Source organism: Mycoplasma procyoni (assembly GCF_017052595.1).
Taxonomy (GTDB): Bacteria; Bacillota_I; Bacilli_A; order Mycoplasmatales; family Metamycoplasmataceae; genus Mesomycoplasma_A; species Mesomycoplasma_A procyoni.
This window is the reverse complement of sequence record NZ_JAFIDB010000003.1, coordinates 31,248-55,162: the sequence shown is the minus strand read 5'-3', so window position 1 is coordinate 55,162 and position 23,915 is coordinate 31,248. Positions and strand designations below refer to the sequence as shown.

Here is a 23,915-nt window from a genome sequence, read left to right as displayed (position 1 = left end):
TTCTGTAGATTAATATATGATCTTTCTGAATGATTTTACTACTAATTTTTTGTTATTTAAATTATTTTTTAACCTTCCCACTTTAAACAAAAAATAACCTAAAAGTACTGTATATCAGGCTTTTTCGGTTATTTTTTAAGTATTAGTTTTAGAAAACAAACTTAAATATTTCACTCACTTTTCTTTTTAATAGGTCCTAAATCACCATTAATTTCTTGGTATCTTTTGGCAATATCTATTAATTCATCTCTCGTGAAATCATTTCAAGTTACAGGTTTCTTTTTCTTTTTGTTATTTTGTTTTCTTTTAGTAGTTCTTTTTGATGATAGTAGTTTTTCCATAGACTAATTATAATACAAAATTATTTATTGTCATCTTTGCTTGTTTTAATTAATCAATATCCGTTTTTTGAACTTCCTATGTATTCAATCCTGTTTTCTTCTCTTAATTGTTTAAGATCTCTTTTTAGAGTGGCGGATGAAATATTGAAAACGTCTTTTATTTCTAAAGATGTTATGTTCTTTTTGTTTGAAATTAGATTAATAATTTCATCTCTTCTTTGTTGAATGCTTAATTTAGATTTTTGACTATCATTTTATTCTGCTTCTACAAAACCTAAATATTTGTCAGCAAAAGAATTAATAATATCATTAATTTCATTTATATTTCGCTTAAAAATTACATCACCAAGCCTTTTAATTTCTTCTAATTTTATTTTATCATCAACTACTAAAACAAGCAAATCAGCTATTTCTTTCATTTCTAATTCTTTGGGTAAGTAAAATTCTATTTTTCTAATAGATGAAACATATTCTTCCTTTTCTTCATACTCATCAAAAGTTTCTAATTTTTGATTAAATTTAAGCCTAAAATTATCAATATATAAATTTGTTAATGAAGTAAATTTAATAAAATCTAAATCATTAAATGAAATATCTATTTTATTTTGTTCTTCTTCATCATAAAAAGAATTGAAAGAATAATCTCTAAACTCACTATTTATATTACCTTTAATTTCATCAAGTATTTTAAAAGTATTTTCATTATTGCTTTTACCAACTAAAATTTTAGCTTTTTCATAAAAATTATCTATTTTTATCTTTTTGGTTGCTAATAATTTTCTTTCTTGCTCTAAAACCCTGCTATTTGTAAATAAAACAGAGTGGTTAAAATTATTAGATTCTTCATTAAAGAATACTTCAATCAATGAAATTTCAGGCGGTTGTTTTTCAAAATTGGCTAAAACTTCTTCAAAAACCATTCTACCGTATTCTCAATTTAAATGACTTACTAAAGGAATTTTTTCATTGTTGTAGATTAAATCAAATTCCTTTTCTTTGATTTTGTATATTCTTGCTGTATCTATATAGAGGTCTTTTACAATTAAAGTTTTTTCTTTCATTGCTGAAGCAGGAATTTCTAATTCATATTTAGTTTTATCTTTTTTTAAACCTTGCTTATCATATGAACTTCTTGTTTTTAAATAATACAAATCTCCATATCAATCTGTAAAAAGAATAATAGGGTTATTATCTATTTTCATTTCAAATTCATTGAATATAATGTTCTTTTCTTGCGTTATTTGTTTTAATCTTTTATCATTTTCTTTTTCCATACATTTCCTTACATTTTCATTTCTATTACTTCTGCTTCAGGTTCTTCTACAATTTAATTGTTTTCAAACTCTACAGAATCTGTATTTTTATCTGTGTATTCTTTTACAACTTGACTAATAATTTCTGGTTTATTATTAATTGCCGCTTCCTTTAATTTAAAAATTTTGTCTTTTTCAACTTTCTCATCGCGTAATAAAACTAATAGATTATTGGCTAAATTTTCGTATTTACCTAATTCTTCAGGGAAGAAAAAATCAATAGTTCTTACAAAGAAAACAAAGTCTTTTATTTCCCCTTTAGTATTAAAATTCTGTAGTCTTTTGTTGAAAGATTCCATTATTTCTTCTTGTTCCAGATTAACAAATCTTTTTATATTTTTAAAATCAAAGTCTTTAAATGAATAACTACCTAATAAATCTTCAGGTTCATTTTCTCTATCATAAAATTGAAACATATAATCTTTGTGTTCAGATTCAATTAAAAGCTTTAATTCTTTCAGACTTTCTGTGATTTCAGGCATTTGACTTTTTTGTAAGATATCAATAGTAATTTTTTCATAATTTTCAGGAGCGTTTTTGTTTAAATATCTTATTTCTTCCTTTAAAACATCTTCTTGAGAGTAAATTGTAAAGGAATCAAATGCATTTTTGTCTTCATTAAAGATGACTTCAATAAAAGAAATAATTGGCGGTTGTTGATTAAAATTTTCTATTACTTTTTCAAACGCTAAATCTCCATACTCTTTGTTTAGTATGCATAATGTTGCATTCTTTTTATTGTTATAAACTAAATCAAACTCTTCTTCTTTAATTTTATAGATTCTTGCAGTATCTAAATAAAAATCTTTTGTTATTGAGGTTTCTTGAGTGATTGCTGAAACAGGAATTTCAATCTCAAATTTTCCTTTTTCTTTCTTAATGCCGAAAATATCATAGGCACTCCTTGTTTTTAAATAGTATAAATCTCCATATCAATCTGTAAATATAATAATAGGGTGATTACTTATTTTCATTTCAAATTCATTGAAAATGATGTTCTTTTCTTGCATTATTTGTTTTAATCTTTTGTCTTGTGTTTTTTTCATAACTTTCCTTACATCTTCATTACCAGCGCTTCTGCTTCTGGTTCTTCTTGTTTATCAGTTTCGTTCTTTTCAATATTATCTCCTATTTCATCATAGTTTCCACTTAAAACTTCCAAAGCCCGCTTGATATCATTTATATCTTCTTTTTTAAGACTTTCTACCATGTATTCTAAATAGTTAAATGCAATTTCTTTATCTGTAAGAACTTGGAAAAATATATTTTTGTACTCTTCTTCTAATTCTTTAGGTAAATTAAGTTCTATTTCCCTTATTTGGAATACATAATTTTTCTTTGTCGTTTCATCTTCTATGTTAAGCAAGATTTGTTCTAAATGACTTCTAAAAATATCTTTTTCAACTGCAAAATAAGTTGAAAAATTTTCAAATTCATTATCTCCAAAATGAGTTTCTAACCACTTTTCTTCATTTTTTCATTTTTGTCTAAATTGAAATAAAGCGTCTTGGTATTCAAAAAATTCTTCATAAGTCCAGTTTTTAACATCTTCTAAAAAGTTTTGAGCGTATGGAGTTTTAGAATTTTCTAAAATTGTTGCTTTTTTAATAACTATTTCTTCATTTCATTTATCTTGTGTTTTCAATTTATTTTCTTCTTGTTTAAGTATTTCTTCGTGAGAATAAATAGTAAAAGAATTAAATTTACCTAATTCATCATTTAAAAACACTTCAATTATTGATATTTTAGGCGGTTGTTTTTCAAAATTCTTTAAAACTTCTTTAAACACAGTTTTTCCATATTCTCAATCTAAATGACTTACTAAAGGAATTCTTTCATTGTTGTAGATTAAATCAAATTCTTGTTCCTTAATTTTATAGATTCTTGCAGTGTCTAAATAAAAATCTTTTACAAGTAAAGTTTCTTTTTTCATTGCAGAAACAGGAATTTCAATTTCAAATTCAGTTTTGTCTTTTTTAAAACCTTGTCCGTCATAAACACTTCTTGTTTTTAAATAGTATAAATCACCAAATCAGTCTGTAAATAGAATAATAGGATGATTGCCGATTTTCATTTCAAACTCGTTGAAAAGAATGTTCTTTTCAGGCATTATTTGTTTCAATCTTTTGTCATCCGTTCTTTTCATATTATTCCTTTTTTAAAAAATAAGTTTGGTATTTTAATGCTAAACTATGTATATAAATTATACTACAATTACTTCACTTTTTTTAGGCTTAAATCTTCTATAAAACTTCATAGCTAAAAAACTAAAAGCAGGAATTTCTTAAAGAACCAGAACGAAAGAATTAGAAATAGAGAAAAACAAAACAGAAAATGTAATTATTAAAATAAGATTTTTGCAAAGAAAAAACAAGGTAGTTAAACCTTGATATTTTTATAAAATTCACTTAATGCTACATATATACATTATTTTATATTTTTTGATATAAAATTTGTTTTATTTTTTGAGTCTTTATTGTGTCTTTCGCGTTCTTTCTTATTTTTAAATCAATTTATTGAAAATAACAATAATATTGTAAAAACTGTTATAAAGAGAAAAACAAAAGAAATGATTGTAATAATTTGTCAAGTGAAAGGTCAGTAATCTTGAACTCCTCAATTACTGCTATCGCTATTTTTCTGTGTTATTAATAAATTTGAGCTTCAAATTAAAGTAATGAAACCAAGAACAACAGGGACACTAAAACCAATAAATCAATATAATTGACTGAATTTTTTTTCATTTTGTACCTTATGATCTTCTAATTCGTTTTTATATTCTTTTATGGAATTTAGTTCTTGAACTCTTTTTTCTAAAATTATTAAACTAAACTCATTTTGCAAGTCGATTCAAATATCGTTTTTAACAAATTTTGCATCAACTAACTTTCTATCATTAAATACTTTCTCATCTAAAATGTAATTATTGTAGTTTTCATCTATAATTTTTAGTTTTCACTTAAAATCTACATTCTCTGTTTCTTGTATATTTTCAATAATCATTTCCAATCTATTGTTAAAAATAAAATCTATATTATTTTTCAATCATTTTTTAAATTCTTCCAATATTTCGATTTTTATTTCTAATCAAGTTGAGAAGTTAATAGTTTCTAATAAATCTTTGAACTCTTTTTCTTGTTCTATTTTTTTATTTTTAATCATTATTTACTTTTAGAAGATTCAAAGGATCTGTCTCTTCCTTAATTATATCTTCTTGAGAAATTCTTCTCTCTTCTATGCTTAAGTCTATTTTGCTTTCTCATAAAAATTGAGTATGAGATAAAAAAACTAATTTATTTGGATTTTTTTCTTTGCACTCATTAAATATTTTCTTAAATAAATCTCATTTACTTCTATCTTCAAACTCTTTAATAAACTTTTCTTCAATTTCTATCTCATCTTTATATCTTAATAATGGAGTTTTATCTTCGGTTTTTTCTTCACTAACAATTTCTCAAGCTTTTTCACAACTCTCATAAAGAAAAAGATTTTCATTATTTTGATACTGCAAATCTAATATAGTTCTACTAACTGGACCATAATTAAAAGCATAAAAATCTTCTGTAAATAATTGTTCTTTATTTTCTTTTGTATAGTAAAAATTAAGGAATCACAAGAATTTTTGCTGTCAAGTTTTGTATTTTGCATTTTTAATTCGATTAACTTCTGCATATGAAATTAAATATTTCATTATGTTATAAATTTTAATTTTTTTCATTTTACAATACGCAAAATTAGAAATTAAATTCCAATTTGCACCTTTCCTTATTTTTCTTCTCTTCTTTTGAACTACTCTTTAAAATTATATCATCTTTGTAGTTATAAATAAAAAACCTAACACCAAAATGTTAAGTTTCCCTATTGTTTTTAATCTTTTTTAAGAATTTCAATTTCATTTAAAACTTTTTCTTGTATAGAAATCTGTATCTATTTTATCTATTAAATAAAGTCAATTTAAAGAAAGACAAAATAGTTTAATTCCTGTATCTAACTCTTCTTTCATCGACTTATAAACTTTAAGTCAATTTCTTTCTTCGTTTTCTTTTAAAAACTTCATAATCATTGCTGCAGTTCAATAAACGGTCTCTTTAGCACCTATACCATCGGGAAAAAGCATTATCTACCACTCTCTATTTTTTGTATTTTCAATGGTAAAATGCCGCTTTTTTCTTGAACTCATCAATAGCTTTATTGACTTCGCTCTCACTAAATTGAATCTTGATTCTTAAACCTTTAGTTAAAACATTATCATAGAAGTAGTCTTGTATTATTTCATGGACAGCACCAGGGGAAATTTGACTCATATCTTCACCTAAAAACTTAATTGAAATAGGAGCAACTTCATTGTTATAAAGGTTAATAATGAACTCATAAACTTCTCTGTCAGGATTCTTATTTCACTCATTTCAAATATTAGTTCTTTTTGAACTTAAGAAGTTATTAGGACTTAAGAATAAATTAGCAGCTTTTGATAATCTTTCGATAATGAATTTTAATTCTTCATTGTTTGTTAAATGTTCTTCAATAGTTTTTGATTTGTCTTTGATTTTAGTAAATAGGAATTTTTGGTATTCCATATAAGCTTTCATAAAATCCGTAAGCTTTAAGTTATTTGTAATAAATAGACCTGTTAATAAAGGAATTTGTACAGAAGAATAGTATCTTGCAGCATTTTTTAAATCAGGAATTGATTCTATTTCTTTTTGACTTTTTTCAAGAATAAATAGTCTTGCAGGGTTATTTACTCATATCTCTGTCTGTAATCTTAATTTTTCGTTTGATTCACCGTGGCGCGGCATAATTCTGTCATACAAGAATTTAATTGTATCTTCTTTATATTTTTGCTTGTATTCTTGCGGGTTCAAATTGTCGCTTCAATTAGTATAATCACCGATATAAGAATCAACAGTTTCATAAAGCTCTTTTACTTTTTCTGTATATAAATCATCATTAGTTGCTAAATTTTGACCCTGATTCTTTCTTTTGACAATATCAGGTATTTGTAAAATATAGTCTCAAACTTCTTTTAGTCCATAACCATCTATTCCTGAAGCATCAAATTTTGGCATTGGAAAATCATCATATTGTTTTTGCTCTTTTGTTCCGCTTTCATCACCAGTTCCAGAATCACTTGTGCCTGAACCAGGTTGAGAAGTATTGTTTCCTGTTCCATCTTGATTTCCGTCTTTTTTATCATCATCTTTTTCAATTCTAGAGTCCATATAATCTCTATCTTTAAAAGTGTCACAACTAATTACAGTTGCTAAAGGTAAAACGCTTAAAATAGCTCCTGTTGATGTTAATAAAATCTTTCTTTTTGTTTTCATATTTTCCTTTCTACATTTTCATTACCATTGCTTCTTCTTCTGGTTCTTCTTTGTCTTCTTCTGTTTGTTGGTCTTTTTGAGTTTGTTGTTGTTCTTCTTCTTCTTTTGTTTTTTCTTCTATAGCTTTTCTTATTTGAAAATCGTTAATTATATTCTTTACTAAATTGGTTTTTTCAACTTTTAAATTAATAATTAAATTATTAATTTCATCAAAAGTAGCTTTTTCATCAACTACTAATTGAAGAATATCATATGCTAATACATTGTTTTTAAATTTAGAAATTAAATTATTATCAATGTCTTTTATTAAGGAAAGATATTGTCTTTTTTCTTTATAGTCTTTGAAAGTATTAATTCTTTGGTTAAAGACATCAATTAATAGATTTTCTTCAATTTCTGTTGTGTTGGCTATTTTTGATAAATCGCCATCTTTAAATTCTCATTTTTTTAATGAATCAATTTTTTCTTGTTGTTCTCTTTCTTTTTCTCTTATTTCAGGGACTAAAACAGAAGATCTAAAATTAAAGGAATCTTCATAAACTCCAACCCTTAATTCATATAGTTGAGATAAATATTTATCGTTGTTTTCTAAAACTTTTTTAGAAAACTCATCTACTTCTTCAAACAAAACAGTTTTGTTTTTTAAAAGGAAAAAATCACCATTATTAATTTTTCTTTCTTCTTCTTTTAAGATATTCTCGTGGCAATATAAAGTTTTTGCTTCTAATTCTTTATTTTCATTCTCAAAAACTTCAATTAAAGCTACTGTTGGCGGAATATCAAATAAGTTTTTTAATATTGAACCATATAAAGAATCTATTTCTTGATTATCAATTTCTAAATTTTCTAAATATTGTTTTTCATCAATATATTTTTCAAATAATTCTTTTTTCATTTTGTGAATAAAGGTTGCATTTAATCAACTATCGACATCAAAAAGTGAATTAGGTTTGCTTGAAGCTTTTACTAATCTTTCATATTTTGTTGGTTTTCTTTTTTCGCTTGCAGTCCTTGATTTTATATAGTAGTAATATTTTTCATCTTCATCATAAAAAATAATTACAGGTCTTGCCTTTAAAAGGTTTTCGTAAGGGGTAAAAGTTATAGAATTTTCATAACCGGTTCCTTTTACTTTTTCAGGTTTTGCTTGTACTCGTTTTTTAAAATTTAAAATGTCTTTTAAACTCATTTTTCTCTCCTTTTTTAACTTAATTTCTACATCTTCATTATCATCGCTTCAGCTTCTGGTTCTTCTGTAGATTCTTAAACAGTTTCAGCGAGTTCTTCTGTTTTTAAACTTTTATTTTCTTGATTCACTTCTTTAGATTTGAATTTTTCATTATACATATCTATAAGTTTTTGGTCTTGTTGTATTTTGGAAATAGCTCTTATTTTATCATCAAGAAAACTTTCTTTTATTGAAGTATTTTTTAAACTTTTTTCATACATTAAGTCTATTGTTTCTTTTACTCAATCAATCTTTTCAAGCGTTAATGCCAAAGAAATAGTTTCTAAATCTCTAAAACCTGTCTTTTCATCTATTAATGTTTTAACTAATTTAAGAGAGAAAACTATATCTTTTTCAAAATCATCATCTAAATTTTTAGAAATATCTTTAATTAGTTTTATATATTCTTTTTTTGATTTGTAATTTTCAAAATTCTCAAGTTTTTCATTAAAAATGTTCTTTACTATTTTTTCCTTTTCTTTTATGAAATTAGATATTTTTGATAAATCGCCATCTTTAAACTCTCACTTCATAGAAGATTCTTTTTCTTCTTGAGCTTTAGCTTCTTTTGAGTATTTTGCTCTTTTTTCAAATTCTCAACGTTCTTCGTCTATAACTCTTTCTAACATTTTTACTTCTTCAAGATTTTCTTTGTTTCTATTTTTTAAAATTTCATTAACAAAGATTTTTTTCTCTTTTTTTCCTACTCACTCTTTATTTATTAAATAATTATCATCACTATTTTTTCATTCTTCTCTTTTTAAAATATCTTTGTGTGAATAAAGAGTAGTTGCATATAATTCTTCTTTTTCGTTTTCAAAAACTTCAATTAAAGCTACTCTTGGCGGATTCTCTTTTATATTTTCAATTATTTTGAAGTATATTGACTTAATTTCGTCATCACTTATAGGTAGAGAGTTTAAATATTGAACGTCATCAATATATTTGTCAAAAGTTTCTCTATCCATTTTGTAAATTAATTCTGTATTTAATCAACTATCTTTGCTGAAAAGAGCATTTTTTTCTCCTGATTTTGGAATAAATACTTCATTTTCTAACTTAACTCTTTCTGGTTCTACTGACCTTGATTTAAAATAGTAATAACAATCTCATATTTCATCATAAAATATAACAACTGGTCTAGATTTAAATTGATTTTGATAAACACTAAAAGTAAGCGAATTTTTATAAGCACTTTTATCTTGTATAGGAGTCATAGGTACTCATTTTTTAAAATTAAAAACGTCTTTTAAACTCATTTTTTTCTCTCCTTTTTAACTTATTTCCTTTATTAAATTATACTGCTTTTTAAGGTAAAAACAGACCAAAACCTATAGCGACTGCTACTCAAATTAACCAAACTACAGAAAACGTAGTTCATTTTTTGATTCTTTTATTTCTAAAGACGTTATGTCCTTTTTGTTTGAAAATAGATTGATAATTTCATTTCTTCTTTGTTGAATGCTTAATTTAAGTTTTTGGGTATCATTTCGGAAGTTTTGACTATCATTTTCTGGGTTTTGAGTATCATTTAGGTCTTTTTTGAGTATCATTTTGAAAACTTTGAGTATCATTTTAATTTTATAATTTCTATTAACAACGTAACTTATTATCACGTTTTCAGAAATATAATATTCTGATAACTTTTAAAAACCCTGCATAGCCACCAAAAGTTCTCCTTATTCTCGAAGTATAATTTTCTATTTTGTTCTCGTTAATATAAAAACAAAATATCAATTTTAAATTTATTTAAAACACTAAATTAAAGCCTCAAAAAGCAATAATTAATATAATGCCTTTTAAAAACTAAAAATATATCTTTTTTGCTTTTAAAAAAAAGAAAATGATATACAATTTAAGTATTGAATTTACTAATATTCTAAGGAGGAACTATGCCAAGAGAAGGTGTTACATTAAGATGTAGTGATTGCAAAATGGAAAACTACATCACAACAAAAAATAAAAAGACACAAACAGAAAAATTAGAAATGCAAAAACATTGCCACAAATGCAATAAACATACTTCACACAAAGAGAAAAAATAATCTCTTTGTTTTTATTTTCAAAGGAGCGAATATGAATAGAAAATATTTAGATAAAATTTTTAGTGATAAAAAATTAGATGCAATTATTTCTTTTGCACCACAAACAAGATTATGACTAACAACTATTCAATCAACAGATGGAATTGTTGTTATTGAAAAAGAAAAATCCTTTGTTTTTGTCGATGGAAGATACATTGAATACGCACAAAAACAAGTAAAAAATGCTGAACTTATTTTATTAGCAGGTGATGCACTTAAAAACTTTTTCAGTCCTAAAAAAGCACAATACAAAAGAATTGGGGTTGAAAAAGACTACTTAACTCTTTCAGATTTTAACAGAATTAAAGCTTACTTCCCAGAAGCTGAATACATTGAAATCAATGGCCAAGAACTAAGAATTCTAAAAGACGAAGAAGAAGTTAAAAAACTACAAAAAGCAATTGATATTTCTTTAGAAGCTTACAACAAACTACTTCCAGAACTTAAAGAAGGACAAACAGAGCAAGAAATTGATAGAAAACTAAATTTCATTATGAAAGAATTAGGTGCTCAAAAAGAATGCTTCGATTCTATTATTGCATCAGGACCAAACTCAGCAATTCCACACCACCACCCAACTGATAGAAAAATCAAAAAAGGTGAATTACTAAAAATTGACTTTGGTGCAATTTATGATGGTTATGGAGCTGACATTACAAGAACTTTTGTTTTTGGTGAAAAAGCAAATAATCCTAAAGCTGAAGAAATTTTACAAATTGTAAAAGAAGCAGCACAAAAAGGAAGACAAGCTGTAAGACCTGGAATCAAATCTTCTGAAGTAGATAGAGTATGTAGAGAATACATCGAACAAAAAGGTTATGGAAAATACTTTGTTCACTCAACAGGACATGGATTAGGAATTGATGTACACGAACTTCCTAATGTTTCTGGAAGCTGTGATATCATTCTTGAAGAAGGAATGGTAATTACTGTAGAACCAGGAATTTACATTGAAGGTCTTGGAGGAGCAAGAATTGAAGATGATCTTTTAGTTACAAAAGATGGTTCAATTACTTTATCAAGAAAAAACGAAATCAATGGATTTCAAAAATAGATAATCAAAATCATCCTCAAAAAAAGGATGATTTTTTGTTTTTCGATAAATTAAAAATCCCAAAAATGGGATTTTAGATTTATTATTTTCCAAATTTAAATAAACAGATGTCTCCATCTTGCATTTCATAAGTTTTACCTTCAAGTCTTACTTTACCTTGATCTTTGACAGCTTTTTCTCCACCAAGTTCAATATAATCGTTATACGACATTATTTCAGCTTTGATAAATTTCTTTTCAAAGTCACTGTGGATGATTCCGGCACATTGAGGAGCAAGCATTCCTTTTGTAAAGGTTCAAGCTCTAACTTCTTTAACTCCGGCTGTAAAGTAAGTAGCAAGATTTAATAAAGAAAAGGCTTCTCTTGTAAGAATTTCAAGACCTGAATATTCTAAATTATATTCAGCTAAAAACATTTCTTTATCTTCATCATTTAATTGTGATATTTCGTATTCCAGTTGAATAGAAATAGGAATTAAAAGTGAATTTGTTTGATCTGTATATTTTTTGAGGTTTGCAAAATGCACACTATTTAAAGGGTTTTGAGTATCACTTTGAGCAATATTTCCTACATATAAAATTGGCTTAAGACTTAATAGTTGATATCCTCTAATAATTTTTAGTTCTTCTGGGCTTAATTCTACATCTCTTGCTGCAATGTTTTGCTCAAAAGCTTTTTTAAGTTTTAGAGCAACTTCATATTCTGCTTTAATTTCTTTATCTGATGTGTTTAAAGCTTTCTTTTCAACTCTTTTGATTACATTTTCAATAACCTGTAGATCAGCTAATAAAAGCTCTAAATTAATAACTTCAACATCTCTTAAAGGATTAATTTCGTTTGCAACGTGTAAAATATCTTTGTTTTCAAAACAACGAACTACTTGAATAATTGCATCAACTTCTCTGATGTTAGATAAAAATTTATTACCTAAACCTTCTCCTTTTGATGCCCCTTCAACCAATCCAGCAATATCAACAAAAGTGAATGTTGCAGGTAGGATTCTTTCTGGATTTACATATTTAGCAATCTCATCTAGTCTTTTATCTCTTAGTTCAACAATTGAAATATTAGGTTCAATTGTTGTAAAGGCGTAATTAGCTGATTCTGCTTCCATTTTTGTTAGAGCAGAAAAAAGAGTAGATTTTCCAACATTAGGTAATCCAACAATACCGGCTTTTAATGACATTTTTCTCCTTTTATTTAAAAAATCTTTAGAAACATAATCTAAAGATTTTTTAGTGTATTATTATTTTCTAATTCTTTCAGCAACGAAAGGTAGTAATGCAACAATTCTTGCTCTTTTAATTGCTGTAGCTAATAATCTTTGGTGTCTTGCACATGTACCTGTAAGTCTTGAAGGGTGAATTTTCCCGTGTGCACTTGTGAATTTTTCTAAAACTTCTGTGTTTTTGTAATCGATGTATTCGATTGATTCTAAACAAAAGTAGCAAGGTTTTTTCTTAAATTGTTTTTTTGGTTTACGTTTAATCATAATTTTGTCCTTCTTTATTAATCGTTAAAAATATTGTCGTAGTCATCTAAACTAAATTCATCATCAGATTTATTAGTATTAGGTGCTGGCGAAAAAGTAGTTTCTTGAAAGTTATTATTTGTGTTTGGAGTCGAATTGTAATTTGATGCAGGTCTTTGATAACTGCTATTTGATGCAGTATTTGTTCTTCTTAATTCAGATTCTTGTTTTGTTTCAAGCAATTGAACTCTTTCAGAAGATACCTCATTTGAAAAGACATTTTGTCCTTGAGCATTTCTAAATGAGTTTGTTGTAAATGAACCCTCTACTGCAATTCTTGAACCTTTTGAAGCATATTTTGCTAAAAATTCTGCATTTCCTCTTCAAACTACAACAGGCACAAAGTCTGTAATTTCTTTTCCATCTTGTGTTTTGTAGTCACGATCAACAGCAACTGTTAATCTTAAATACGCAATTCCAGATGCAGTAGTTTGTTTTTGTACATCATTTGCAATTCTTCCAATAATAATAACTTTATTCATTTCTCCTACTTTCTATTTTGCTTCAGTTTGTTCTGATTTTTTAACTCTTGGTTTTCTTGTTACTTTTTTTTCTTTGTCTTCACTTGAAGCAACTTTAGCTTCAGCTGAAGAGTTTCTTTGTTCAGAAGTTTGTGAATTAGTTCTTGGTCTTAAAGGAAGTTTTTTTCTTTTTGGTTTTGCCTTACGGTTAAGACCTCTTTCAGAATCAAGATTGATAACAAGTGTTCTTCAAATTGTTTTTTGAATGTTTGTTCTTCTTGTGAATTCGGCGATTGTGTTTTCTTCTGCTTCTACAGAGATAACAACAAATGCACCTGTTTTAGATTTATTAATTTCGTATGCTAATTCTGTTCTTTCAAGTTTTTCAACTTTCTTAACACCTTCTCCGAATACATCTTTAGCAATTTTTTCTGCAAAAGATAATTCTTCTGTAGGTGCTAAAACTAGCATAATTTCGTATTTTGCCATGTTTGGGCTCCTTTCGGTCATCAGGATCTTTAACTAAAGATCAAGGAGTATAAATTAAATACTAAAATACTCTTTTGAATTATACTATAAAAATAAAAATCCATAGCACTTTTGCCATGGATTTTTAATATTAGTCGATTTTATTTGGTTTTAGCAACTTCAGCATTGCTTTTTGCTTTTTGTTCAAAAGCTACTGACATTCCAATTGTTAAAGCAACTGCTGCAGTCATTATTACTCCTCCACCAATTAAAAGTTTTAGTCTTTTTGTCATCTTCTCCCCTTTAATTCATTTTTGTATTTTAATTATACTATTTTTTTATTTATGTTGAAGTATTATTTAAAATTCTTGATTCTCGCAAGCAGCCTGTAGTAATCGTCTTTATTTTGAATACGATTGATTTCATTTGAAATTTCTACATATTCATCGTAATTTCTTGAATAATCAATTTTTCTTTGATTGTTATCCAAGTGAAAATTGTTAAGACCTATTCTAATTTTACTATTTGAACCAAGAGCTAAGTCGTTTTTCTCGGCTTGTTCTTGTTTTTTAATTAAATCTCTTAATTCATTAATTTTGGCTTGGTTATCTTGAGAATTATAGTATGTAGGGGTAATATTTCTAACAGTTGTTAAATAAGCTTGAGGCCCAGTTTCTAATCCTCCGTTCGGTCTACCATACTCGGAAAGAATTAGATTTTCTAATATAGCTTTATCTTGGATTCTTTTTACTTGTTCAACAGTCAGGTTTTGATTATTTAACTCCTGTTGTAATTCCTGTTTTTTCTTTTGGTCTGTTATTTTATTAATTTGATCTTGTGCTGTTTTTCTTTCTTCAGCCGTTAGTGCCTGCTGAGCTTTTCAATTATCCACAGTAGCTTGCATTTCATACAATCTTCTTGCATTTGGTTCTGTTTGAATTTCTTGTAATCATTGCTCTTTATTTAAATGACCATCTGGTAATTGTCTTACTTTTTCTTGAGTTTCTGCTTTAATTCTTTGATATTCTTGTCTTGCTGTATTTTTAAGTTCTTCAACCCTTTGCAGTGTTGTTGCTGAATTTAGGTTTTGAGTCATATTTGAATATGAGTTATTTCCTGTTGTGTGACCATCTAATTTATTAATTACATCTCTTGCATTAACTTTAGCTAAAGAAAGGGCTGCTCGTTCTTTAATTCCTTTAAGTTTAGCAATTGTATCTCTTTGTGAAAGGTTAGAATCTTGTGTTAATAGATTATTTAGTCTTGTGTATTCAGCACCATCTTTAGATTGTAATTTAGCAACTTCTGCTGAAACTTCAGCTTTAAAGTCATTGTATGCTTTGTCAGCTTCAGTAATTGCTTGTCTTAATTGTGATTCTGTTGCTGTGTTTGAAATTTTATCTGAAATTGCTTTTTTCTTAGCAGCATCATAACCATCTAGCATTGCTAATTTAGCTTGCGCTTGTAGCTGTAAGTTGTTTAATAATGCAGCTGCTTCAGTTTCTAATGCTTTAACTTGTTTGTATGTTGTTGCATTTTGAAGTTGAGTTTGTTTATTTGCATCACTCAATCTGCTTACTGTAGATCTTGCTTGATCTTTAGCTTGCTGTAATTTTTGAGTAATTTTTGCTTTAACATCTTCAATTTGTTGTTGATTTTGAGCGTTATTTAGTTCATTTAGTAGAGTTTGAAGATCTGGGTGTTGTTCAAGTTTTGAATTTAGTTCTGCTCTTGCATCTGTTTTTAATTTTTCAAGTTTTGCAGTTGCATCTTGTTTAATAGCTTGCAATTGAGATCAGTTTAAATTGTCATTTATTTGGTTTGTTAAGTTTTGTTTTTCAGGATCTTTTAGTTTATTAATTTCAGCTAAAGTAGCTGCTTTTTGTTGGTTTCAAACAGCGGCTGCATCAGTAGTGATTTGTTCGTATGTTGCTTGATTGACGTTTTGAGCAGCCATTCTTTGATCAAAAGTAGATTTTTGAGCATAACCTTGAAGTTTTGCAACAGCAGCAACAGCAGCATTTTTAGAAGCGTTGTATTTGTCTTCTGCTTGCTTTTTGATTTTTCTAATTTCATCTACATTAGGTGCTGTTTTTAAGCTGTTTAATAAAGCGGTTTGTTCAGATGCTTTTAGTTTTTGAACTTCTGTTGTTGCTTCGGCTTTTTCTCTGTCATATTGTGAAGTTATATCACGTTTAATATCAAGAATTTGTTGTTCTGTTGTTGCTGAATTTAGTCTATTTTGAAGGCTTGTGTGTGAGTGTGTTGAGTTAGTTGGAGTTGTTGTAAGACCAACAGCTTTTGCAAGCTCAACTTCAGCAAGTCTTTTTTGTTCTTTAATGTAATTAATAGCTTCATTTTTCTTAGCATCAACAACTGAAGCTTCTGTTGAATTAACTACAGCATTTGTAAGTTCTGTTTTCTTAGCTGAAGTGTTTAGTTTATTAATTTCAGCTAAAGCTTGATCCATTTTTGGTTTTAGATCTAATGCTTTTTGTTTGATTTCTTGAATTTGTTGTGTTGTTAATTGAGAGTTTTCAAGTTGTGCAAGTAATTTTGCTTTTGCTGTTTCGTTTGAAGAAGCATTGTTTGCAACTGGTAAAGCATTTACGGCGACTTTTGCTTCTTTTAGAGCATTTAGTCTTGTAATATCAGCATTAATTTGAGCATCTAGTTCTTTTAATTTAGCAATATTTACAGATGCTTCTTGTGTTTTTTGTCTGTATGTTTGTGCTAATTGAGGATCTAGTTGTTGTAGTTGATTAATTAATGGGTTTGTGTTTGTATTTAGATAGTTATCAAAAGTTGTTTGAGCTTCTCTTTGGATTGCTTCAAGATCTGCTTGATTTGGTTTAGCTTCTGTTCTTCTTTTTAGCTCTTCATATTTAGTTTGATCCCCAACAACTTTTTCAATTTTGGCTTTAGTTTGATCAAAGATTTCTTTGTATTTGTCTTCAGCAGATTTTTGAAGTTTTTTAAGTTCTGCAACTGTTGGCGCTTTATTAATTGCATCATTTCTTTGTGCAGAATCGCTTAATTTAGCTGCGGCAGCAGTTGCTGAATCTTTTTGAGTATTAAATCTTTGTGTTGCCTCTCTTGTAATTGCTTCATATTCAGCAACTGTAGTTGCAGATGCAAGTCTTTGATCAAAGCTTGCTTTTTGTTCATCACCAGCCAGTTTAGCAACAGCTGCTTGTGCATCTTGGCGTGCTTTGTTTAGTTTTGCTTGAATTTCTTGGCTAATTGCTCTTAATTCAGTTACATTAGCTGCGTTATTTTTTCTTGTGTTAAAGGCAGCTTGTTGATTTTGAGGAAGTTTTGCGATTCAAGTTGCAACTTCGTTTTGCTCTCTATTGAATTCTGCTTGAGCATCATTTTTAATTTGATTAATTGCTTGTTCTGTTATTGCAGCAGTTAATCTTTCTGTTAGTTTTGCATGAGTATTAGGTTGGATATTGTCTTGACCTACAACTTTATTTAAAGCAGCTTGAGCTTCTGCTTTAGTTTTATTAATTTGATCAATTGCTCTCTGTTTATTTTGAGCAATTGAGTTTCCTGATGCATCATTAATGATTGCATCAGTTAGTTGTTGTCTTAATTGAGAGTTAGGATCTAGTTTATAAACTTCTGCTAAAGCATCTTCCATTTTAGCTTTAAGTTCTTGTGCTTTTTGTTTTAGAGCATCGATTTCAGAATCGCTAATATTAGCAGCATTTAGTTGATCTAATAGCTGTTGTTTTGCTGTTTGAGAGATATCTTGTTTGTTTTCTGTTGGTAAGCTTTCAATTACTAATCTAGCTGCTTCTTTTTTGTTTGAAGTTGCTAGAGCTTCTGTAGCTTGCTGTGCAATATCTCTTAATTTTTGCACATTGTCTCTTTGATCAGCTTTATCTTGATCATTTAGTTTTTTGTTTAGTTCACTGTATTTATCTGGATTTGAGTTTTGTAGAGCATTTACAGCAGATTGTGCTTGAGCTTTTTCTTGATCATAGATTTGATCAATTTTTGCTTTGATTTCAGCTAATTTAGCTTCTGTTTGAGCATTTTGAATCTTAGTGTCATAGTCAGCTTTTTCACTGTGTCCAACAAGTTTGTTGTTTGCGTTATTTGCTTCAGTTACTAATTGAGTTCATTTTTGTTCTGCAGCATCTTTAATTGCTTTGATTTCTGCGGCTGTTGTTGCTGAATCTACAGCAGTAACTTGATCATTTGAGTTATTTAGTTTAGCTAAAACATCTTTTGTAGCTTGCTTGTAATCATTTAATTTTTGTTGTAGTTGAGCTTTAAGTTGTTCAACTTGAGCTACTGAAGTTGCTGATTCAATTTGTTGAGCAAACTGAGCAACATCGTGTCCTGGAAGTTGAGTCAGTTTTGTGTTCAGTGCTTTGGCTTCATCTTTTGCTTTTTGGATCTTCATTTGTTCAAGTAGTTCATTGATTTTTTGAACATTACTTCTTGATTCAAGATTTTGAGCTTGTGTTCCTTCTAAAGCAGCAGCAAAATGTGCTTTTTTGTCTTCAGAAACATCACTTGAAGTTTTAAAAGTGTTGTTTAAATAGTCTTTTGCAGCATTTAGCACTTGTTCATAAGCATTATTTGCATCGCTTGTGATATTAATTAGCTCTTGTTCTGTTGTAGCAGCCGCTAATCTTTGTTTTAGTTTGTCATAACTTTGATCACTTGAGTTAGTTGCAACTAATCCTAAAGTTTTTTCTACAGCAGCTTGTGCCATAGTTCTTTTAGCATCTAGAATCTGTTGAGCTTGTGTTTGAGCTGCTGTAATTGCATTAGATTCTAAAGCGTTTGTTATGTCTTTGATTAGCTGTGTTTTTGTTGTTGAGTCATTTAGTTTATCAACAGTTGCAAGCGCTGTTTCCATTAGAGGTTTTAGCTCTTGTGCTTTGTTTTTGATTCTTTCAATTTCTGTAAGATCGCTTGTTTGATCTAGTTGTGCTAGCAGTTTAGCTTTAGCTGTATCAGATTCTGAATAACCAGCAATATTAGGTCTTGTTGGTAATTTTTCAATTTCTTGTCTTGCTTGATCTTTAGCAACTTGAATTCCGTGATTTTCTTTTAGTTCATTTGCTTTTTGAATCACTTCTTGTAGTTTAGTAATGTTTGAAGCATTAGCTAAAGCATCATTAAGTTCTTTTAGTTGCTCTTGTGTAGCAAAATCTTTGATTTCTTCAATTGCATTAAAGGCATCTGTGTGTTTTTTGTTGAAAATTGAATTGATCTCATTGATTGCTTGTTGCAGTTGTTCTTGAGTTGCGTTTTGTCCACTTAGAGCAGCTATTTTTGCTTTTTGTTCTTCTGTTGCACCTTCTAGTTTAGGCAGAACTCTGTTTAGCTCGTCTCTTGTTGAACTATAAGCGTCTTCTGCTTTTTTCTTAATTGCAGCAATTTGTTCTGTTGTTGTTGCAGCATTTAGTTCATCGCTTAGTTTGTGTTTTGTTGCTGAACCATCAACAAGTTTATCAATAGCAGCTTGAGCATCTTTTTTAGCTTTGGCAATTTCAATTCTGTTTTTGATGTCTTTTAGAGTTGCAATTGTTTGTGTTTGGTTTGTATTGTGATCATTAAATTCTTTTTCTAAAGCAGCTTTAAGATCAGCAATATCTAATGTTTGAATTAGGTTTTCTACTTCTTGTTTTAGAGGGTTAAACTCTGCATCTGAACGAGAAACAATTGAATCCATTTGTGCTTGAGTAAACTTAGTTCCTGAAGCATTTAGTTCTTGTTCTAAAGTAGCTTTAAGTCCTGTATCTGAACCTGATAATCTCGCAATCGCTTTTTGTGCTTGTGCATAAGAATTATCCAAAATAGCCTGTGCAGCAGTGTTTTGAGCATTAATTACAGCATTGTCATCTGAAGTTTTGATTGTGTTTAGTTTATCTGTTTTGTCTTGAGAATCATTTAGTCTCTCAACTGTTTCTAGAGCATTTTTCTTGTTTTCAACAACTGCTTTAAAATCATTTAAAGCAGATACAGAATTCATTTGATCGGAAGCTAATTTCTCTTTTAGAGACTGTTTTAGATCTTGTTTGTATTGATCGTTTGAAGATTGTAGTTGATTAATTGTGTCTAAAGTGCTGTTAATTACGTCTTTTCTTGCTAAAAAGTCTTCTCTAATTGGGTTTAGAGCAGCAACTTCTTTAGCTTGTTCAACTTGATCAATTAGTGCTTGTTTTACAGTTTCTGACATTTTTGCAGGATTTTGTGTTTCTGCAGCAAAATCATTAATTTCTTTAATTAAAGCAGCTTGTTGCTTTTTAAGTTCTTTTTGTTTATCTAGTTCTTGTTGAATTCTTTGAATGATTTCTCTTAGCGCTTCTTGAGTTGTTGCGTTTTGAATTTCAGATAAGAATCCGTCTTTTAGTTGTTGATCTTCTAGTTGGTTGTTTTTGTCGATTCCTTCTTGTTTTAGAAGGTTAATTTCATTGATTGAGTCTTTAATTTGATCGATTGGTTCTTTTTGGAATTTAGACTTAATTTCATTGATTAGATTTTCTTTAGCTTGCTCTGAAGAGTTTTGAAGTTGATTGTTAATTGCATCAATTGCTTGTTGTGTTGAGTTTTGTAAATCAACAATTTTAGCTTCAAAGTGTTGTAGATCTGATAAAGAAGATTTAGCTTCAGCGGCTTGTTTTAATAACTCACTTTTAGCTGCTTGATCTTGAGGAAGTGCAGCAATTTTTTCAACAATTTTTGAAGCTAATTCTAGTTGCTCTTTGATTTGAGCTACTTTTTCTTTTGAGTCTGCAGCTAAAAGAAGATCATTAAAGAATGATTTAGTTTCTTCGTTTTGAATATTTGAGTTGATGATTTGTTGTTTTAGTTCTTGTTTTTGTTTATCTAGCTCAATTAGATCAGCTTTAGTTTGATCTAATTGAGACTCATAAATAGAATCTTCAATTTTGTTTAGAAGTTGTTCTCTAAGTTCTTGATTAAAGTTTTGGAGTCCTTGTTCTCCGTTTCCTTTAATAATTTCTTTTAATTCGTTGTATTTATCTTTGTATGAATCAATTAGTTTTTCAATTTCAGAAACTGAATTTTGGTTTTGATCGTTTGTTTTTTCAACAGCGTTTTTAATTAGCTCTTTGAAGTTGTCTTTGGCAGCTGGATTTAAATTTTCTGTTTTAGCAACAGCATTTGTTTTAGCTTGCTCTAGCTCATTGATTTTGTCTTTAAGAGCTTTAAGTTCTTCAAGTGTGCTTACAGCATCAACTTCAGCTTTTAGAGTCTCTTTTGCAAGATCTGAATTAAGCTCAAAAGCATCGATTTGTTCTTTTAGTTGTTGTTTTTTAAGAGCAATTTCTTTTGGTGAACCGTTTAGTTCATCCATGATTTGCTCAAGTTCAGAAAGAGAAGTTGCGTTGTCAATTCTTTGTTTGAATTCCTCTTTTTCTGTTGCACTAAACTCTTTAGCTGTTGTGTTTTGAAGTAGATCGTTTGCTTCTTGTTTAGCTTGAGCAATTTGATCAAGTAGTTTTGAAAATTCTTCAAGTTTTTCAATTGTATTGTTTTGTTCTGTTTTTAGTTGTTCTTTGAGTGTGTCTTTTGCTTGTTGTGAAGTCGAAGAAAGGTTTTCAATTTTTTCAATTAGGTCTGATTGTTTTTGTTTATATTGTTCGATTTGATTGTTTATTTCATTTAGTTTGTCTTTATCTAATGTATTAGCAATTTGGTTATTGAAGTCATCTTTAGCACTTGTGTTGTCTAAAGAATCAGCATTTGAAGATGCATTTTGTTTGTTTTGTGATGTTTGATCTAAATCTGTTTTAAAGTTTTTGAAGTCTTCTAAGGTAGCTAATTGATCTACTTTTGCTTTAGCTTGATCAATTTGATCTTGATCTGTTGCAACAGAATCTTTGGCAAAATTATCAATTTTGTCTTTGTATTCTTGTTTTAGAGAATCTTTGATGTTTTGTTCGATTGTATTTAAATCAGAAGTTGTTGTAATTGCACTAAGTTTATCTTGAAGATTTGAGTCTTTGAATTCTGGGTTTGTAGAAAGATCTGAAAGTTCTTTAATGTCAGCGATTTGTTGTCTGATTGCATCAATTTCATTAGAAAGATTATCAATATCTTCTTCACTTTGAGCTTGTCTTACTTTTGTGTCTAGTTCGTCTTGAATTGCTTGTGGAAGATCTTTTAGTTCTTCTTTAATCTTTTGAATCAGATCAAGTTTTTCTTTGATTCTTGTTTCTTCTTTGATGATTTGTTGAATTTGATTGTAGTCTAAGTTTTTAGCATTTTCTTCGTTGTTTAGTTGAGAATCATAGTCTGCTAATGGTTTTTCATTAGCTAAGTTGTGTTCATTATTGATCAGTGTTGGATGTTGTTGTAGTTCTTTGAGTAATTCTCTTGCTTTTTGAAGTTCAGCAGCTAATAAATCAGCAACTTTTTGTGCTACTTTTTCATAGTGTTCTTGTGTAAATGAGTTGTTTAGTTCATCTTGTAAGAACTTAATTTGATCTTGGTGAGAAGTTGTTGGGTAAGTAGTTGGTAGTTCACCTAGTTTATTAATAGCATTTTGAGCAGCTTCTTTAGCAGCATCTAAAATTGCTTGAGCTTGATTTTTGGCATCTTCATAGCTTGCAATAATCTCTTTTGCACTCTTTGAGTCATCTTGATCAGCATTATTAACAAGTTCTAATAGTTCTTGTTTTTTATCTGAATCTTTTAGACGATTAATAACTTCTAAAGCTTTTTCTTTAGCATCCTTTTTTCATAAAAGATCATCAACTTTTTGCTCAACTTCTTTGAATTGATCAATATTTGTTGCATTTTTGATTTCTTCTTTTAGAGCGTCTTTAGTTTGTTGATCTAGATCAGAATTTTCAACTTTTTTATCTAAAGCTTCTTTTTGGATTGCAAGAATTTCTTCAGGACTTAAAGTTTTTTGTAGTTCTTTTAGAATCTCTTCTTTAATTTGATCGATTTCTTCTTTTGTTTTTGCTTCGTCGATTCTTTTTTCAAATTCTTCTTTTTTAGCTTGATCTTCAACTTTTGAGTTTAGATCTTTAGCTTGCTCTTTTTCAAGATCGATTAGTTTTTGATCTTGTTTTGCAAGAATTTCTTCAATTTCTTGTCTGATTTTGTTTACTTCTTCGATTGTATTAGCTTCTTTGAGTTTGTCAGCTAATTCTTGCTTTTTAGCTTCATCTTTGATCTCGTTTGATCTTTGCTCCGCTTTGTCTTTAGCATCTTCTAGAGCGGATTTTTGTTGCTCTAGGTGTTTTTGAATGTCTTCTAGTAATGTTTGAAGGTTGTTTTTATCTAATGTGTTTTCTGAGTTGTATTCAGAAATAAATTGTTGTTTTTTGTTTTTATCTTCAACATCTTTTAAAAGAGTTTCAATAACTAAAGCAATAGCAACTTTGTCTTCAATTTCTAAAAGTTGATCTCTAGACAAGTTTTCTTGTCTTAGTTCTTCTCTTAGTTGTTCTTTTTTAGAATAAATAGGATCTAAAGCATTGATTGCTTTATTTAGATCTTCAATTAGTTGTTCATCACTTCTTTGACGTGATATTTTATCTAATAATTCTTTAAGCTTAAGTACGTTTTGTTCTGTAGCAATGTTTTCAATTGCATCAAATTCTTTTTGATACAGTTTTTGTCTTGAAGCACTATCAACTTCATTAATTGCTTTTTGTACTTGTTCTCTTAATTTTTGATATTCTTCATCTGTAAGCTGATTTGATTCTTTTGAATCTCTTCACCTTAATCATATTTCTATTGCTGTTATAGTTGAAATACTAAAGGCAGCAATAGATAAACCTAATAATAATTTTTTTGACATTATCCTTTTCTTGACAAAATAAAAGAATATTTGTGGCCAAAGGTTAAAACGACAAGAATCGTTTTAAGTCTATTCAGTTTTTTGAAATAGAAGTCTTCAGCTTTCTATTTATTTTGTCATCCTTTTTACTTTTGTTCATGCGAACTGTATTATTTTACATTATTTTAAAAATAAACAAAGAAAAATTTTAAAAAAATCCCTATTAATAGGCGTTATTTTTGTTTAATATATAAAGAATAATAAAATAAATATTACTAAAACGCTGTTTTAAAGCTGTCACACTAAATTCTCACAGTTTTTTCT

The 23,915-nt window shown here is 28.2% G+C and carries 20 protein-coding genes; 2 read left to right on the top strand and 18 right to left on the bottom strand.

Going from position 1 to position 23,915, the window contains the following annotated elements; all coding sequences use genetic code 4:
• Window positions 1-161 precede the first annotated feature (161 nt).
• From JV122_RS01680 to JV122_RS01625, 12 genes are all read right to left on the bottom strand, one after another.
• Window positions 162-341 carry a hypothetical protein gene (locus tag JV122_RS01680; RefSeq protein WP_205842781.1) on the bottom strand — a complete coding sequence of 60 codons (180 nt, stop codon included), beginning with the start codon at window positions 339-341 and terminating at the stop codon, window positions 162-164.
• A 20-nt stretch (window positions 342-361) separates the two neighbouring features.
• Entirely contained in the window at window positions 362-547 is a 186-nt protein-coding gene (locus JV122_RS05120) for an HTH domain-containing protein (protein ID WP_373422603.1), read from the bottom strand.
• Between the two features lie 48 nt (window positions 548-595).
• On the bottom strand, window positions 596-1,615 hold the full coding sequence (locus JV122_RS01670) for an Mbov_0400 family ICE element protein (RefSeq protein ID WP_205842780.1): 1,020 nt from the start codon (window positions 1,613-1,615) through the stop codon (window positions 596-598).
• 53 nt (window positions 1,616-1,668) lie between these two features.
• Window positions 1,669-2,700, bottom strand: a complete 1,032-nt coding sequence (locus JV122_RS01665; RefSeq protein ID WP_205842779.1) for an Mbov_0400 family ICE element protein — start codon at window positions 2,698-2,700, stop codon at window positions 1,669-1,671.
• 8 nt (window positions 2,701-2,708) lie between these two features.
• Window positions 2,709-3,800: an Mbov_0400 family ICE element protein gene (locus tag JV122_RS01660; RefSeq protein ID WP_205842778.1), complete on the bottom strand. Its 1,092-nt coding sequence runs from the start codon at window positions 3,798-3,800 to the stop codon at window positions 2,709-2,711.
• 281 nt (window positions 3,801-4,081) lie between these two features.
• Window positions 4,082-4,816 carry a hypothetical protein gene (locus JV122_RS01655; protein WP_205842777.1) on the bottom strand — a complete coding sequence of 245 codons (735 nt, stop codon included), beginning with the start codon at window positions 4,814-4,816 and terminating at the stop codon, window positions 4,082-4,084.
• On the bottom strand, window positions 4,809-5,345 hold the full coding sequence (locus JV122_RS01650) for a Panacea domain-containing protein (RefSeq protein ID WP_205842776.1): 537 nt from the start codon (window positions 5,343-5,345) through the stop codon (window positions 4,809-4,811). The genes JV122_RS01655 and JV122_RS01650 overlap by 8 nt, the downstream gene beginning before the upstream one ends.
• Before the next feature lie 186 nt (window positions 5,346-5,531).
• Window positions 5,532-5,771: an ABC-three component system middle component 6 gene (locus JV122_RS01645; protein ID WP_205842775.1), complete on the bottom strand. Its 240-nt coding sequence runs from the start codon at window positions 5,769-5,771 to the stop codon at window positions 5,532-5,534.
• Between the two features lie 13 nt (window positions 5,772-5,784).
• Window positions 5,785-6,981, bottom strand: coding sequence for a hypothetical protein (locus JV122_RS01640; RefSeq protein ID WP_205842774.1), 1,197 nt, complete (start codon window positions 6,979-6,981; stop codon window positions 5,785-5,787).
• Between the two features lie 10 nt (window positions 6,982-6,991).
• Entirely contained in the window at window positions 6,992-8,170 is a 1,179-nt protein-coding gene (locus tag JV122_RS01635; RefSeq protein ID WP_205842773.1) for an Mbov_0400 family ICE element protein, read from the bottom strand.
• 74 nt (window positions 8,171-8,244) lie between these two features.
• A complete protein-coding gene (locus JV122_RS01630; RefSeq protein WP_205842772.1) occupies window positions 8,245-9,468 on the bottom strand; it encodes an Mbov_0400 family ICE element protein in 1,224 nt (407 codons plus the stop codon).
• A 102-nt stretch (window positions 9,469-9,570) separates the two neighbouring features.
• Window positions 9,571-9,783: a hypothetical protein gene (locus JV122_RS01625; RefSeq protein ID WP_205842771.1), complete on the bottom strand. Its 213-nt coding sequence runs from the start codon at window positions 9,781-9,783 to the stop codon at window positions 9,571-9,573.
• A gap of 318 nt (window positions 9,784-10,101) precedes the next feature.
• Between JV122_RS01625 and rpmG the strand changes: the two genes are divergently transcribed.
• Complete coding sequence (rpmG, locus tag JV122_RS01620) at window positions 10,102-10,254, top strand: 50S ribosomal protein L33 (protein ID WP_205842770.1); 153 nt, start codon at window positions 10,102-10,104, stop codon at window positions 10,252-10,254.
• Between the two features lie 31 nt (window positions 10,255-10,285).
• Complete coding sequence (locus tag JV122_RS01615) at window positions 10,286-11,347, top strand: aminopeptidase P family protein (protein WP_205842769.1); 1,062 nt, start codon at window positions 10,286-10,288, stop codon at window positions 11,345-11,347.
• A gap of 82 nt (window positions 11,348-11,429) precedes the next feature.
• Here the strand turns inward: JV122_RS01615 and ychF are convergent, their stop codons facing one another.
• The 6 genes from ychF to JV122_RS01590 form a co-directional block, all read right to left on the bottom strand.
• Complete coding sequence (gene ychF / locus JV122_RS01610) at window positions 11,430-12,533, bottom strand: redox-regulated ATPase YchF (RefSeq protein ID WP_205842768.1); 1,104 nt, start codon at window positions 12,531-12,533, stop codon at window positions 11,430-11,432.
• Between the two features lie 60 nt (window positions 12,534-12,593).
• Window positions 12,594-12,839 carry a 30S ribosomal protein S18 gene (gene rpsR, locus JV122_RS01605; protein ID WP_240463410.1) on the bottom strand — a complete coding sequence of 82 codons (246 nt, stop codon included), beginning with the start codon at window positions 12,837-12,839 and terminating at the stop codon, window positions 12,594-12,596.
• Window positions 12,840-12,856: 17 nt separating this feature from the next.
• The gene (locus tag JV122_RS01600) at window positions 12,857-13,360 is read right to left on the bottom strand and encodes a single-stranded DNA-binding protein (protein WP_205842767.1); all 504 of its coding nucleotides are present in this window, start codon (window positions 13,358-13,360) and stop codon (window positions 12,857-12,859) included.
• Between the two features lie 12 nt (window positions 13,361-13,372).
• The gene (gene rpsF / locus JV122_RS01595) at window positions 13,373-13,828 is read right to left on the bottom strand and encodes a 30S ribosomal protein S6 (protein ID WP_205842766.1); all 456 of its coding nucleotides are present in this window, start codon (window positions 13,826-13,828) and stop codon (window positions 13,373-13,375) included.
• 140 nt (window positions 13,829-13,968) lie between these two features.
• Window positions 13,969-14,100, bottom strand: coding sequence for a hypothetical protein (locus JV122_RS04765; protein ID WP_276207340.1), 132 nt, complete (start codon window positions 14,098-14,100; stop codon window positions 13,969-13,971).
• A 62-nt stretch (window positions 14,101-14,162) separates the two neighbouring features.
• Window positions 14,163-23,612 carry a hypothetical protein gene (locus JV122_RS01590; RefSeq protein ID WP_205842765.1) on the bottom strand — a complete coding sequence of 3,150 codons (9,450 nt, stop codon included), beginning with the start codon at window positions 23,610-23,612 and terminating at the stop codon, window positions 14,163-14,165.
• Between the last annotated feature and the right edge of the window lie 303 nt (window positions 23,613-23,915).